Below are 13,839 nucleotides of genomic sequence, written 5' to 3' on the forward strand. Positions count from 1 at the left end.
AGAGTGTTAAAAGTTAAGAAATTTTCATTTTTCAATTTTTTAACCTCTGATTTTTGGTTATGCAAAATTACTTATAAAAATTACTTCCGTCCAAATATTCAAAAACTTCAGGCGGCAGCATAGGCCTCACATTCTTACCATCCTTGATCATATTACGGATTTCAGTGGCAGAAAGCTCTATCACTGGAGCCTTTATCAGAGAGATATTTTCGTGCTGAAGATACTCAGATTCTTTCTTTCCTCCCTCAAATACCCTTGGATAAACAATGATGTGATGATTATTGATCAGGGCATCAGAATTTTTCCATTTGTGAAGGCTGTCCAGATTATCTTCACCCATAATCAGGCTGAAAGAATAGTCCGGGTATTTCTCATGAAGGTAAGTAAGCGTATCAATAGTATAGCTTGGCTTAGGAAGAGAAAATTCTACATTGGAAGCACGCATATTAGGATAATTCTTCACTGCCAGCTGTACCATATCCAGCCGGTTATGATCCTTCAGCAAAGATTTTTTATCCTTAAATGGGTTTTGTGGACTCACTACAAACCACAGTTCATCCATATCCGAATTTTCCAGAATATAATTAGCTAAAATAAGATGTCCGATATGGATCGGATTAAAAGATCCAAAGAATAGACCAATTTTTTTCATATTAGTGAGATAAAGGGTATAAGATATAATAGCAGAATTAATAACTAATATCTAATCCCTGAACTTTACATCCTTTATATTGAGATAATGAGTCACATTGCCTTTCCAGTGATTTTCTTCCAGCGTAAAAGCAAGATCAAAATTTTTATTTTTAAAATCCTCTACAAACTGTCCCAGTTTAAAGCCTACACATTCTATATTTCTGCCTGTAGATTCCTGCTTGATATAAAACTTAAGATGATTGTTATCTTTACCCATTGTTTTTACATAACCTGAAAGTTTTTGGTTAGACAGAGTAAAGATAGGCTTCATGTTCTGAGGTCCGAATGGCGCCAGTTTTCTGTGAAAATTAATAAACTCCCTGTTGATGTCATCAATCTTAATTTCAGAATCAATCGTAATAGAAGGCTCCTTTTGGTGCTCCTGGATCTTTTCAGAAACAACTTTCTCAAATTTAACTTTGAAAGCTTCAAATTTTTCTTTTTCCATTGAAAGCCCGGCAGCAGCATGATGTCCCCCGAATTTAAGGAAATATTCAGAACACATATCAAGGGCCTCATGAACATCAAAATCCGAAACAGATCTTGCAGAAGCTACCATTTCCCCATTATTTCCATCTGTAAATACCAGGGTAGGCTTATAATAGGTTTCAATAAGTCTGGAAGCCACAATTCCGATCACTCCTTTATTCCACTCAGGATGATAAACAATGGTAGTATGCTTTGTTTCCTGCTGAGATTCTATGATCTGGTTTAAAGCTGATAGGGTAGAATTCATATCCAGTTCGCGTCTTTCATCATTAAGATTCATGATGTCATCTACGATTTGGTGGGCATGTTTCAGGTTTTCAGAAACCATAAGCTCTACAGCAGCTTTTCCATGGGAAATTCTTCCCGCAGCATTTATTTTAGGTGCGATTTCAAAAACAATATTTGAAATTTCAAAATGAGACAGTTTATCTTCCGGAATTAATAATCTTAATCCAAGATTTCTTGTTTTTCTTAGGGTTTTCAGTCCCATTTTTGCAAGAACCCTGTTTTCGCCGGTCATTGAAACAATATCGGCTGCGATGGATATAGCCAAAAGATCCGTCAGCTCAAATAGCTCGGCATCCGGAAGTTTATAAATGGTATTAAGTCCCTGGCACAGTTTAAAACCTACACCGCATCCTGAAAGTTCCTTGAATGGATAACGGCAGTCACTTCTCTTAGGATCAAGTACAGCTGCAGCATTAGGAATCTCTTCACCGGGAAGGTGGTGATCACAGATAATAAAGTCTATCCCAAGGCTGGAAGCATAATTAATCATATCAAGAGCCTTGATTCCACAGTCTAAAGCAATGATTAATGAAAAACCATTCTCTTTCGCAAAATCAATTCCTTCGGTAGAAATCCCATATCCTTCAGAATTTCTGTCCGGGATATAGTAATCCAGGTATTTTTTTTCAACAATTTTGCTGAGGTAAAGGTACATTAGGGCAACAGCTGTAGTTCCATCCACATCATAGTCGCCATATACCAATATTTTTTCGCCATTTTCAATTGCAGTGGCAATACGCTCTACAGCTTTTTGCATATCTGCCATTAAAAATGGGCTGTGTATATCGTTAAGGTTTGGTTTGAAAAATTCTCTCGCCTTCTGATAATTGTCAATTCCTCTTAGAACGAGAAGTTTAGATTCAAAAGTACCAAAACCAAGTGACGAACTTAGTCCGTCCACAACTTCCTCATCGGGTTCGGGCTTGTAAATCCATTTTTGACTCATGTTCACAAAAATAAGGAAAAAAAATAGCATTTTGGTGGGATAGAGAATGAAGTTTTGACTTAATAATTGTTAAAAATTGATTACCTTCGTGCTCCAAATTTAAATGACTATGAAAAAAATTATTGTTTGCCTAATATTTTTAGGGGCAATGAATTCGATGGATGCACAGAAAATTAATCTTGGAAAAGCAGCCGGGATCGTTTCAAATGGAGCGAAAGCTTTAACATTTACGAACGAAGATGCCATCAAATTATCTAAAGAATCCGTAGACTGGATGGATAAAAACAACCCTGTAGCAGGACCGAAAGATCCTTATACAGTTAGGCTGAATAAGCTGTTTGGAAAACACAAATCTCAGGACGGCCTGAACCTGAACTACAAAGTTTATAAAGTAAAAGATATCAATGCCTTTGCTTGTGCAGACGGAAGTGTCCGGGTATTTTCTTCTCTGATGGATATTATGACAGATAATGAATTATTGGCTGTAATTGGTCATGAGATAGGACATGTTAAAAATCAGGATACAAAAGATGCCATGAAATCTGCTTACTTAAAAGCCGCAGCGTTGGATGCCGCTTCATCGGCCTCTGGTGCAGTAGCTACTCTTAATGACAGCCAGATCGGAAAGATGGCTAATGCTTTTTTAGATGCTTCTCACAGCAAAAAGCAAGAATCTGAAGCAGATACTTATTCTTATGATTTTATGAAGGCTAACAAATATGATGTAGTAGGTGCTTATACCGCTTTCAAAAAATTAGCTTTATTGTCACAAGGAAGTACACAATCCGGTTTTGAAAAAATGTTCAACTCTCATCCGGACAGTGAAAAAAGAGCTCAGTCTATTAAAAAGAGAGCAGAAAAAGATGGGTTATGGAAAGATCCGGGAACTGTTGCTATTCCAACAACAAAACTTACAAAATAATTATTTTATTTATTGTTTAAACAAAAATACCTCAAAGCAAAGCTTTGAGGTATTTTTATATTCATTTGATGTATCAAGATTAAGAATACATTTTTTCTCTTAATTCTTTTACTTTTTTATCAGCAAGATACTCATCATAAGTCATTTCTCTGTCGATGATTCCATTAGGAGTCAATTCGATGATTCTGTTACAGACAGTTGACAACATTTCGTGGTCATGAGATGCCAATAAAAGATTTCCTTTAAAATTAGACAGTGAGTTGTTCAATGTTGTGATACTTTCAAGGTCTAAATGGTTGGTTGGTTCATCTAATAAAAGAACATTAGCTTTCTGAAGCATCATTCTACTGAACATACATCTCATTTTTTCACCTCCCGAAAGCACTTTGCAAGATTTCAAAGCTTCATCACCAGAGAATAGCATTCTTCCTAGGAATCCTCTTACGAATTCTTCATGACGTTCCTCATCGTTTTTGGTAAATTGTCTCAACCAATCAACAAGGCTTAAATCTTCCTGGAAGAACTTAGTGTTGTCTAAAGGCATGTGAGACTGGTTTGTAGTTACCCCCCAGGCAACGGTTCCTTTGTCTGCTTCAACATTTCCAGCCAAAATTTCGAAAAACTCTGTGATCGCTAAAGAGTTCTTAGAAAGTACAGCCACTTTATCCCCCTTTTTAAGGTTTAAGTCGATATTAGAGAATAATAATTCTCCGTCTTTTGTTTTTTCAAGACCTTTTACATCAAGAATCTGGTCTCCTGCCTCTCTTTCCATTTCGAAAATAATTGCAGGATATCTTCTTGAAGTAGGCTTAATATCATCGATATTCAGTTTGTCGATCATCTTCTTTCTTGCGGTAGCCTGTTTAGCTTTTGCCACGTTAGAGCTGAATCTTGCAATGAAATCCTGAAGTTCTTTTTTCTTCTCTTCAGCCTTTTTGTTAGCCTGGGCTCTTTGTTTTGTTGCTAATTGAGATGCCTGATACCAGAAAGAATAGTTACCTGTATAAAGGTTAAGTTTAGAATAATCTAAGTCACCAATGTGGGTACAAACCGTATCTAAGAAGTGACGGTCGTGAGATACTACAATTACAGTGTTTTCATAGTCAGCAAGGAAGTCCTCTAACCATGAGATGGTATCAATGTCAAGGTCGTTGGTAGGCTCATCCAGAATCAATACATCAGGATTACCGAAAAGTGCCTGAGCCAAAAGGACCTTTACTTTGTCTTTGTTCTCAAGTTCACTCATCAGCTGCCAGTGCATATCTTCAGTAATTCCCACGTTAGAAAGCATGGTCTGTGCATCAGATTCTGCAGTCCATCCACCCATTTCGTCGTAAATTACGCCTAGTTCACCCGCTTTAATTCCGTCTTCATCGGAGAAATCTTCTTTTGCGTATAACGCATCCATTTCCTCCTTTATCTCAAATAATTTTTTATTACCTCTTAATACAGCTTCAAGAACAGTATACTGATCATAAGCAAAGTGATCCTGCTCTAAAACTGACATTCTCTTCCCTGGTTCCAGAGATACGTGGCCTGTTGTAGGATCCTGCTTTCCTGTTAATATTTTAAGGAATGTAGACTTTCCCGCCCCGTTTGCTCCGATGATTCCGTAGCAGTTTCCTTTGGTAAACATAATATTTACCTCGTCAAAAAGAACTCTTTTCCCGAATTGTAAAGATAAGTTAGATACTGTTAACATATAGTTTTGTAAATTTGGCGCAAAAATACAAAAAGAATTTGGGTATTTTGTAATAATATAATAGTCAAGTTTTTAAATGTATGGTATTTTTTATATATTTCATTAACGAAATTTTAAAATGATGAAGATTGAGAAAACAGTTAATATATTAAACAGAAGAGCCCGTTTTGAATATGAAATTCTTGAAGAATATGAAGCCGGAATGGTTTTAACGGGTACAGAAATAAAATCTTTACGTTCTTCCAAAGCATCTATTACAGAATCCTTCTGTCAGTTTATTGATGGGGAATTGTACATCATCAACATGATGATTGATGAGTACAAATTGGGAACTTTTTACAACCATAAAACAAAAAGGGAACGGAAATTGCTCTTGCACAAAAAAGAATTGCAAAAACTTGAAAAAAAGTTAAAAGATGCAGGGAATACGATTATACCTTTAAAATTATATATCACTGACAGGGGTAAAGCAAAAGTGCTGATAGCGCTGGGTAGAGGGAAAAAGCTTTTCGATAAAAGAGAGGCCATTAAAGATAGAGAAAATAAGCGGAACCTGGACAGAATATTAAAGAAAAGTTAAAAATCATTTGAAAAACTTTGTATATAAAGAAAAATTATATTTATTTTGCATTATCAATTATTTAATCATTTAATTCTATGAAAAATCTAAAATTAGGAATTTCAGCATTGGCGCTTACCGTTGCCTCTACTGTTTTCGCACAGACTACCAACAATCCGTGGTTAATCGGAGTTGGTGCTCACGCTGAAAACCACGTAGCAGCAAGATCTACATTCGGTAACACGTTCTCTGCGAAAAATTTAACAAAGAACCTGTTCAATATGAACAGCTATTCTATTACACCTCCATTATCTAAGTTAACAGTTGCTAGAAACGTAGGTAAAGGTTTGGTTATTGACTGGCAGACTTCTGTTGGAAATGTTGAAAACAAAAGATTCAACATGGGGAAAGAATTTTTCCTAATGACAGGTCTAGGTTTCCAGGCTCACGGTGCAGGTCTTTTATGGAACGAAGAATCTTGGTTCGATCCATATTTAAGAGTTGGTGCTAACTATCTAAGACATGACTATACAGGACAATCATTCCCTAAAAATGGTCTTGATGCTAATGGTAATGTATTAGACTATAATGTTTCAAACGGAGATAATGGTAACGAGAATGGTAAAGCTAATCACTTTACTGTAGCTACAGGTGCTGGTGCTAACTTCTGGGTAACTAAAAACTTCGGTCTAGGTATTCAAGGAGATTATGTATCTACTCCAGGTGATAAATCTACTGTTGCTAACTTCTGGCAAGCTTCTGCTTCCATCTTATTCAGATTCGGAAACAGAGATAGAGATAAAGATGGTATCCTAGATAAAGACGATCTTTGTCCAGATACTCCAGGTTTACCAGAATTCCAAGGATGTCCTGATACTGACGGTGACGGAGTTCCAGATAAAGACGATCAATGTCCAGATGTAGCTGGTCCAGTTGAAAACAACGGTTGTCCTTGGCCAGATACAGACGGTGACGGTGTAATCGATAAAGATGATGCTTGTCCTACTGTAGCAGGTCCTGCTGAAAACAAAGGTTGTCCTTGGCCAGATACAGACGGTGACGGTATCCTTGATAAAGATGATGCTTGTCCTACTGTTCCAGGTCTTCCAGAATACAACGGATGTCCTAAACCAAAAGACGTAATCGCTAAAGAAGCTACAGGAGCTCTTAAAGATATCTTGTTCAACTTCAACAAAGCGACTATCAGACCAGAATCTAATGGTAAATTAGATCAAGCTGCTACTATCATTAAGCAATCTAACGACGGAACGTTCTTAGTAACAGGTCACACAGATGCTAAAGGTGCTGCTGCTTACAACTTAAAACTTTCAAGAGAAAGAGCTGCTGCTGTAGTTGCTGCTCTTGAGTCTAGAGGTGTTAGCGGAACTCAATTGAAATCTACTGGTGTAGGTTCTAGAGATGCTCAAGTTCCTGCAAAAGCTTCTGATGCTGAAAGAATGGTTGACAGAAAAGTAGTTGTAGAAGCTGTAAACGGTGCTGCTTGGGATGCACTTAAGAAATCTGATCTAGAAGTAGTAGAGAAGAAGACTGTAGTGAAAAAAGCTAAAAAAGCTCCAGCTAAGAAAAAAGCTGCTGCTAAAAAGAAAAAATAATTAATTTTTCTAAATAATGAATACCTCCAATTTTTTGGAGGTATTTTTTTTTTGTGGACTTTTGAGTAATTTTGCTGAAAATTAAAAATTAAAAATGGGAAGAGCATTTGAATATAGAAAAGCTTCTAAAATGGCCAGATGGGATAAAATGGCCAAAACTTTCTCTAAAATAGGTAAGGATATTGCATTAGCAGTAAAAGCAGGTGGAGCAGATCCTGAATCTAACCCGGCACTGAGAAGATGTATCCAAAACGCTAAGGGGGCAAACATGCCTAAGGATAATGTTGAAAGAGCCATTAAAAAAGCCAGTGGCGCAGATGCAGAAAACTACGAAGAAATTACTTATGAAGGATATGGACAGGGAGGTGTTGCTTTCTTTGTAGAATGTACTACAAACAATACTACAAGAACTGTAGCTAACGTAAGAGCTATTTTCAACAAGTTTGACGGAAACCTGGGTAAAAATGGTGAGCTTGCATTTATCTTCGATAGAAAAGGAATCTTTACAATTGATCTGGCTCAAGTAAAAATGGAGTGGGATGACTTCGAAATGGAAATGATTGATGGCGGAGCCGAAGATGTGGAAAAAGATGAAGAAGAAGTAATGATTACAACTGCTTTTGAGGATTTCGGATCTTTATCTCATAAATTGGATGAACTTGGTATTGAAGCAAAGAGTGCAGAATTACAAAGAATTCCAAACAATACAAAAGAGGTAAATGAAGAGCAGTTTAAAGCAAATATGAAAATGCTTGAGCGTTTTGAGGATGACGATGATGTACAAAACGTTTATCACAATATGGAAATCACTGAAGAGTTGATGAATTCTTTATAAAAAATAATATAGCATTCATATACAGTTAACTTTCAATTAGTTTCTTTGTAAAAAACTATGAAGCGCCTTAATGTATTTTTTATTTGAAATCACAGGCGTTCCGTCCGGCAAATTAAAAAGCTGAAAAATATACGGATGAAAAGAAACGTTGAGCTAGTTGTCATATCGGATGTTCATTTGGGAACTTATGGATGTAAGGCTAAGGAATTGCTGAGATACCTCAATTCTATCCAGCCTAAAACTTTGGTTTTGAATGGTGATATCATTGATATCTGGCAATTCAAAAAGTCTTACTTCCCTAAACCTCATTTGAAAGTGATCAGAAAGATCCTTTCATTTGCTACCAAGAATACAGATGTTTATTATATTACGGGAAACCATGATGAAATGTTCCGTAAGTTTACCGATTTTGAATTGGGAAAACTTAAAGTCTGTAATAAAATCTGTCTGACGATTGACCAGAAAAAAACCTGGATTTTTCACGGAGATGTTTTCGATGCATCAGTCCAGCATTCCAAGTGGATCGCCAAACTTGGCGGCAAGGGGTACGACCTTTTAATTATTATCAATAATGTAGTGAATTGGTTTTTGGAGAAAATGGGTAGAGAGAAATATTCGTTTTCAAAAAAGATTAAAAATAATGTAAAAAAAGCGGTAAAGTACATTGGTGACTTTGAGCTCACGGCTTCTGAACTGGCCATTGATAATCAATATGACTATGTGGTTTGCGGACACATTCATCAGCCGCAGATTCGGGAGGTTGTTAATAAAAAAGGATCCTGTACTTACCTGAATTCCGGTGACTGGATTGAAAATCTGTCTGCATTGGAATATCATGATAAGGAATGGAAGATCTTTTACTATGACGATCACAAACATTTACTGAAAGATGACGAGGCAGAGGAAATTCAGGAAATGGATAATTCTGAGCTTTTAAAAATCGTAACCAATTTTACTTAATGAAAATACTGTATGCATTTCAGGGTACCGGAAACGGTCATATGGCCAGAGCTCAGGAGATTATCCCGATACTCAAAAAATATGCTTCGGTAGACACGCTCATTAGTGGACACCAGTCGCAATTAAAGGCTGATTTTGCCATTGATTTTCAATATAGAGGTATTTCCCTTCTTTATAACAAAACAGGAGGCTTATCCTATCGGAAAACGTTTTCTGAGAATAAATTTATTGATGCGGCAAGAACGATAAGAAATTTAGAGCTTTCTCAATATGACTTAATTATTAACGATTATGAGCCTTTGACAGGCTGGGCTTCAAAATTAAAGAAACTGCCACTGATTGAACTGAGCCATCAGGCATCCATGAGTTTTCCGGAAACACCTAAGCCTGAAAAGAAAGATTTCCTGGGAGAAATGATTTTAAAATATTATGTTCCCAGTGAAAGAAAGATTGGCTTTCATTTTGAAAATTATCATCCACAGATTAAAAAGCCGGTCATACGGAAAAAGATCAGAAACCTTACCCCTTACAAGCAAGGTTATTATCTTGTTTATCTTCCGAGTTTTGCAGATGAAAATATTATTAAAGTTCTAAGAAAAATTCCGGTAGAATGGAAAGTTTTTTCAAAATACAGTAAAGTTCGGGTTAAAGTGAAAAACGTAGAAGTATTTCCTATTGATGAAACCCAGTATCTTAAATATTTTGAAAACTGTGAAGGTATTTTGTGCAATGCAGGCTTCGAAACTCCTGCTGAAGCGCTTTTCATGGATAAAAAACTATTTGTAATCCCTATCCATAACCAGTATGAACAGGAATGTAACGCCTGTGCTCTTGATAAGATGGGGATTCCAAATTCCAAAATTCTAGACTTTCAGGAGATTATGGAATGGGTAGCTTCAGAGTATCATCTGAAAGTAGATTATCCGGATAATATTGAAGAAATCCTGGTGAAGGATGTTTTAGCTCTTTAAGAAAATATCGTCCACATCATTCATTCTCATCATGACAGCTCTGGCATAAGAGCAGTGAGGATAAACATTCCAGTTATTTTCCCTTGCAAATTTGATGGCTTCTTCCACTAAGTATTTTCCCATTCCTCTTCCTTCAAACTCAGGATGTACAAGGACAAAAGAAATAATCAGTTTTTGCTCTTCCGGGAAAATAGTATAGGTTAATCTTCCTACTTCTTTTACTTCATTGTTCAGGGTAAGAACTCCGCCGTTTCCGGATCTGTTGTTTTCAAATTTCATGATATAGGGTTTATTGTATTAAAGGTACAAAATTAAAGCAATAATAAAGCAGTTCTACAATTCATCATTCACTTGCGGAACAAAACTGACTATTGACCATTGTATTAATTATCCTTTCCGGTATAATAGTTATAGTCTTTAATAATAACATTGATAAACTGTTTTTCCGTCATTTTGGTAGGATCTATTTCCAGTTTCAGAATGCTTTTGATCTTATCGGAAAGTTTACTGATGATCTGGCGGTCGTCTGCTTTCACAGCTTTAGTATAATTATCCTTAATGATTCTCATATCATTATCACTCAAAGCAATCACCTGAGGAAATGAAGGAACATAATCTTCGTTGATGTTCTCAAGAATAGTATGAGAAATATTGATGTTGTTTTTTAAAGAAATCACAGCTGTTCCGGAGGCGATATCTCCCAAGCGCTGATTATTTTTGGAAACGATCATTGAAATTAAGCCTACTACTCCCGCAAAGGATACATCTATAAGCCTGAATACCCAACGGATCATATAATCTCCAAAGCCGGCCTGATATCCATCAATCTTTACCACTCTGATTTTCATGAGTTTTTTTCCCGGTGTCTGTCCTTCCATTAAACTTTCTAAAACTAAAGGATAGATGTAAGTAGGAAAGGAAAGGATGATATAAACGGCCATTACAGACCAGCTATCCAGGCCATTAAGCAAATATCCCAGGTCCAGGACGTTGAAAAACAAATACAGGATAATGACAATATAGGCAACCCTTATCAGAAGATCAATGATAAATGCAAGCATTCTTTCTCCAACACTTGCTGTATTGAAGTTAATATTTACATTTTGTGAAGTATTTATCGCGATCTGAGACATATTTTTTATTATTTTAGCCTTTACAATTATGAGAGAAGTTTATTTCATTAAACAAAATAAAGAAAAATGGTTGGGAATAGAACAGGTTATTGATGGGAAAATAAAAAAAAATCCTGATGACCTGTCTTCGTTATATATAAACCTGATCAATGATCTTTCTTTTGCTCAGACCTACTATCCTAAAAGCAATACTACCGTTTATCTGAATCACCTGTCTTCACAGATCTTTCAAAAGATTTATAAAACCAAGAGAGTAGAGGAGAACAGATTGGTGTATTTCTTTAAAACAGAAGTCCCGTTGCTGGTCTATCAGTATCGGAGATATTTACTGTATGCTTTTCTGTTTTTTGCTCTATTCACTTCTATAGGGGTACTTTCTGCGATGTATGATAAAGATTTTGTGAATATCATTCTTGGAGAAAGCTATGTGAATGAAACCATCGAAAACATTAAAAAGAATAATGCAGTTGGAGTTTACCAGAGTGGGACAACCTGGGGAACAACCATTGGGATTATTTTCAATAACATCCAGGTTGGGGCTAAGCTATATATTTACGGAATTGCCGGTGGGGTAGGAACTTTATTTGCGCTGCTTTCCAACAGCGTAATGTTGGGATCATTCCAGTACTTTTTCTACGATTATGGTGCGTTAAAAGACAGTGCAAGAGGAATCTGGCTCCACGGAGTCTTTGAAATATTTGCGATGGTAGTGGAAGCAATGTGTGGTTTAATTTTGGGAGCATCTATTTTATTTCCAAGAACCTTCTCGAGGTTTAATTCTTTTAAAAAAGGATTTAAAGATTCTTTTAAAATATTTTTAAGTACGGTTCCTTTTACCATTTGCGCCGGAATTATTGAAGGATATGTTACAAGACATGCTTTAAAGATGCCTGTGATCCTGAACCTTATTATTATTTTAGGATCTCTGGCAGTGATAGGATTTTACTATTTTGTGTATCCTTCTATAGTTAATAAAAAAACTAATAAACACCTCAATGATACAATTTTATAAGAAACGGGACTTCGGAACTTTCATAAGTGACAGTTTCAACTTTTTCAAACTATACGGAAAGAATTATTTTAAGAACTATATTCTGATTAATGGCTTGCTGTTGATTTTAATGGTTACAGTTTTTATTTTCGGATATAAGGAACTTTTTTCACAGATTTTTGGATCCAATCTGGGAGGAGATACCTATTATTTTGAACGGTATTTCTCGGAGAACGCAGGAATGCTGATTGGAGTAGGTGTTCTCACATTTCTGCTTTTTATGATCCTGGCGGTCATTAATTATCTTTATCCTGTCTTTTATCTGAAAAGAATTGCTAACGGGGCAAAGAATATAAAGACAGATGAGATTTTAGGCGACTTTAAAAAGAATATTGGAAAAATTGTTAAGTTATGCCTTGGGATGACATTTATTGTAATTCCTTTATCATTATTTATAGTAGGTTTTTCCTATCTTCTGGTCTTTGTACTGATCGGGATTTTTCTTGTTATGATTGTTTATCCTACATTGTTTAATGTGATTACATTTCTGATGTACGATTATTTTAATTCAGGCAGAGGGTTTATGGAAAGTTTAAGCTATTCTATCCGTTCGCAGTTTTCTTATCCTAACGGGAGCGAGAAATCTCCTTACTGGAAATACTGGGGAGCAGCTTTTGTGATGTTTATTATAATGACGATGATCAGTTCCGTATTTACCTATATTCCGATGATCTTTTTCTATGGCTCAGTACTTACTAGCACACCGGATGGAAATTTTGAGCAAAATCCTTTTACAGGCGTTTTTGGAATTGCATTTTTTGTTTTTTACGGAATATCAATGCTGCTTTCATTCTTCCTTTCCAATCTGTTGTATGTGAATGCCGGGCTGATGTATTATGACAGCAGAACAGATCTTCATCAGAAAGTAGAATTAGAAGAAATAGATACTATCGGAATTAATGAATAGGATTCTTTTTTTCATATTATTAGTTTTTTCCCTAAGCATTGTGAAAGCTCAGGATGATTATACGGCAGATTCACTGTATACCACCGGGCATTATCATAATATGCTGCGGGCAGATTCTGTGCTGGCAAATAACCCGGTTTCAGAAAATACAGTGTATCCTAAAGAATTTAAGAAGAATATTCCGTCAAGATACAAAGGCAATGAATTTGATTATACCGTATCAAAACCAAGAGAATCTTTCTGGCAGAAACTAATGAGAAAAGTAGACCGTATTTTCAGAAGTATTTTTGGGCAAACGGTTTTTGAAAAATCCTCTAAAGTAACGGTAGCACTTGTTCGGCTTTTTGCTATCATCCTGGTAGGCTTTCTTTTATATTTTATCATTAAATATATTCTGGGAAAAGACGGGAATTTTATTTTCGGCAAAAAGAATAAGAAGATCAATCTGAATGTAGAAGAACTCCATGAAAATATCCATGAAATCAATTTTCCGGAAAGTATTGCAAAATTTGAACATTCAGGAGATTATCGTTCTGCCGTCCGCTATCAGTTCTTATTCATTCTTAAAAAATTAAGTGATAAAAAGCTTATCAACTGGAATCCGGAAAAGACCAATAAAGACTATGTGGCAGAGTTAAAAGTACCCCAACTTAAAAGTGAATTCTTCGATCTGTCCTATATCTTCGATTATGTATGGTACGGGGAGTTCAATATTGATGAGCAGAGTTACCAGAAATTTAAAAATCAGTATCAGGCATTTAAACCATAAA

General features: G+C 35.9%; 14 protein-coding genes. 9 read left to right on the forward strand and 5 right to left on the reverse strand.

All coding sequences use genetic code 11. The features are described from left to right. Positions 1-67: 67 nt before the first annotated feature. Complete coding sequence (nadD, locus tag EG339_RS08015) at positions 68-652, reverse strand: nicotinate (nicotinamide) nucleotide adenylyltransferase (protein ID WP_123869736.1); 585 nt, start codon at positions 650-652, stop codon at positions 68-70. A 51-nt stretch (positions 653-703) separates the two neighbouring features. Then, a complete protein-coding gene (recJ, locus tag EG339_RS08020; protein WP_123869737.1) occupies positions 704-2,416 on the reverse strand; it encodes a single-stranded-DNA-specific exonuclease RecJ in 1,713 nt (570 codons plus the stop codon). Positions 2,417-2,525: 109 nt separating this feature from the next. Between recJ and EG339_RS08025 the strand changes: the two genes are divergently transcribed. Next, positions 2,526-3,338 (forward strand): M48 family metallopeptidase, encoded by an 813-nt coding sequence (locus EG339_RS08025; RefSeq protein WP_123869738.1) that lies wholly within the window; start codon positions 2,526-2,528, stop codon positions 3,336-3,338. 79 nt (positions 3,339-3,417) lie between these two features. On the opposite strand, the gene EG339_RS08030 is transcribed toward EG339_RS08025, so the two are convergent. Further along, positions 3,418-5,040, reverse strand: coding sequence for an ABC-F family ATP-binding cassette domain-containing protein (locus EG339_RS08030; RefSeq protein WP_123869739.1), 1,623 nt, complete (start codon positions 5,038-5,040; stop codon positions 3,418-3,420). A gap of 121 nt (positions 5,041-5,161) precedes the next feature. Here EG339_RS08030 and smpB point away from each other — a divergent pair, with 121 nt between their 5' ends. From smpB to EG339_RS08055, 5 genes are all read left to right on the forward strand, one after another. Beyond that, entirely contained in the window at positions 5,162-5,620 is a 459-nt protein-coding gene (smpB, locus tag EG339_RS08035; protein WP_041462062.1) for an SsrA-binding protein SmpB, read from the forward strand. Positions 5,621-5,697: 77 nt separating this feature from the next. Next, positions 5,698-7,212: an OmpA family protein gene (locus tag EG339_RS08040; protein ID WP_123869740.1), complete on the forward strand. Its 1,515-nt coding sequence runs from the start codon at positions 5,698-5,700 to the stop codon at positions 7,210-7,212. A 94-nt stretch (positions 7,213-7,306) separates the two neighbouring features. Continuing rightward, on the forward strand, positions 7,307-8,047 hold the full coding sequence (locus EG339_RS08045; protein ID WP_123869741.1) for a YebC/PmpR family DNA-binding transcriptional regulator: 741 nt from the start codon (positions 7,307-7,309) through the stop codon (positions 8,045-8,047). A gap of 135 nt (positions 8,048-8,182) precedes the next feature. Beyond that, positions 8,183-9,007, forward strand: a complete 825-nt coding sequence (locus tag EG339_RS08050) for a UDP-2,3-diacylglucosamine diphosphatase (protein ID WP_123869742.1) — start codon at positions 8,183-8,185, stop codon at positions 9,005-9,007. Further along, positions 9,007-9,978: a glycosyltransferase family protein gene (locus EG339_RS08055; protein ID WP_123869743.1), complete on the forward strand. Its 972-nt coding sequence runs from the start codon at positions 9,007-9,009 to the stop codon at positions 9,976-9,978. Before EG339_RS08050 ends, EG339_RS08055 begins: the two co-directional genes overlap by 1 nt. Here EG339_RS08055 and EG339_RS08060 read toward each other — a convergent pair. Beyond that, positions 9,967-10,257: a GNAT family N-acetyltransferase gene (locus EG339_RS08060; protein ID WP_123869744.1), complete on the reverse strand. Its 291-nt coding sequence runs from the start codon at positions 10,255-10,257 to the stop codon at positions 9,967-9,969. The genes EG339_RS08055 and EG339_RS08060 overlap by 12 nt on opposite strands. 104 nt (positions 10,258-10,361) lie before the next feature. Beyond that, a complete protein-coding gene (locus tag EG339_RS08065; RefSeq protein ID WP_123869745.1) occupies positions 10,362-11,111 on the reverse strand; it encodes an RDD family protein in 750 nt (249 codons plus the stop codon). Between the two features lie 28 nt (positions 11,112-11,139). Here EG339_RS08065 and EG339_RS08070 point away from each other — a divergent pair, with 28 nt between their 5' ends. The 3 genes from EG339_RS08070 to EG339_RS08080 are packed head-to-tail and all read left to right on the forward strand — an operon-like array spanning position 11,140 to position 13,838. Next, positions 11,140-12,123: a stage II sporulation protein M gene (locus tag EG339_RS08070; protein ID WP_123869746.1), complete on the forward strand. Its 984-nt coding sequence runs from the start codon at positions 11,140-11,142 to the stop codon at positions 12,121-12,123. Next, the gene (locus EG339_RS08075) at positions 12,107-13,069 is read left to right on the forward strand and encodes a DUF4013 domain-containing protein (protein ID WP_123869747.1); all 963 of its coding nucleotides are present in this window, start codon (positions 12,107-12,109) and stop codon (positions 13,067-13,069) included. Before EG339_RS08070 ends, EG339_RS08075 begins: the two co-directional genes overlap by 17 nt. Then, a complete protein-coding gene (locus EG339_RS08080) occupies positions 13,062-13,838 on the forward strand; it encodes a DUF4129 domain-containing protein (protein WP_123869748.1) in 777 nt (258 codons plus the stop codon). The genes EG339_RS08075 and EG339_RS08080 overlap by 8 nt, the downstream gene beginning before the upstream one ends. The last annotated feature ends 1 nt before the right edge of the window (position 13,839 follow it).

This window comes from Chryseobacterium bernardetii (assembly GCF_003815975.1).
GTDB lineage: Bacteria > Bacteroidota > Bacteroidia > Flavobacteriales > Weeksellaceae > Chryseobacterium > Chryseobacterium bernardetii.

Coding starts and splice junctions, on each gene's coding strand:
- recJ (WP_123869737.1), bottom strand. CDS start 2,416: ATGAGTCAAAAATGGATTTACAAGCCCGAACCCGATGAGGAAGTTGTG.
- nadD (WP_123869736.1), bottom strand. CDS start 652: ATGAAAAAAATTGGTCTATTCTTTGGATCTTTTAATCCGATCCATATC.
- EG339_RS08045 (WP_123869741.1), top strand. CDS start 7,307: ATGGGAAGAGCATTTGAATATAGAAAAGCTTCTAAAATGGCCAGATGG.
- EG339_RS08025 (WP_123869738.1), top strand. CDS start 2,526: ATGAAAAAAATTATTGTTTGCCTAATATTTTTAGGGGCAATGAATTCG.
- EG339_RS08065 (WP_123869745.1), bottom strand. CDS start 11,111: ATGTCTCAGATCGCGATAAATACTTCACAAAATGTAAATATTAACTTC.
- EG339_RS08055 (WP_123869743.1), top strand. CDS start 9,007: ATGAAAATACTGTATGCATTTCAGGGTACCGGAAACGGTCATATGGCC.
- smpB (WP_041462062.1), top strand. CDS start 5,162: ATGAAGATTGAGAAAACAGTTAATATATTAAACAGAAGAGCCCGTTTT.
- EG339_RS08030 (WP_123869739.1), bottom strand. CDS start 5,040: ATGTTAACAGTATCTAACTTATCTTTACAATTCGGGAAAAGAGTTCTT.
- EG339_RS08040 (WP_123869740.1), top strand. CDS start 5,698: ATGAAAAATCTAAAATTAGGAATTTCAGCATTGGCGCTTACCGTTGCC.
- EG339_RS08060 (WP_123869744.1), bottom strand. CDS start 10,257: ATGAAATTTGAAAACAACAGATCCGGAAACGGCGGAGTTCTTACCCTG.
- EG339_RS08070 (WP_123869746.1), top strand. CDS start 11,140: ATGAGAGAAGTTTATTTCATTAAACAAAATAAAGAAAAATGGTTGGGA.
- EG339_RS08080 (WP_123869748.1), top strand. CDS start 13,062: ATGAATAGGATTCTTTTTTTCATATTATTAGTTTTTTCCCTAAGCATT.
- EG339_RS08075 (WP_123869747.1), top strand. CDS start 12,107: ATGATACAATTTTATAAGAAACGGGACTTCGGAACTTTCATAAGTGAC.
- EG339_RS08050 (WP_123869742.1), top strand. CDS start 8,183: ATGAAAAGAAACGTTGAGCTAGTTGTCATATCGGATGTTCATTTGGGA.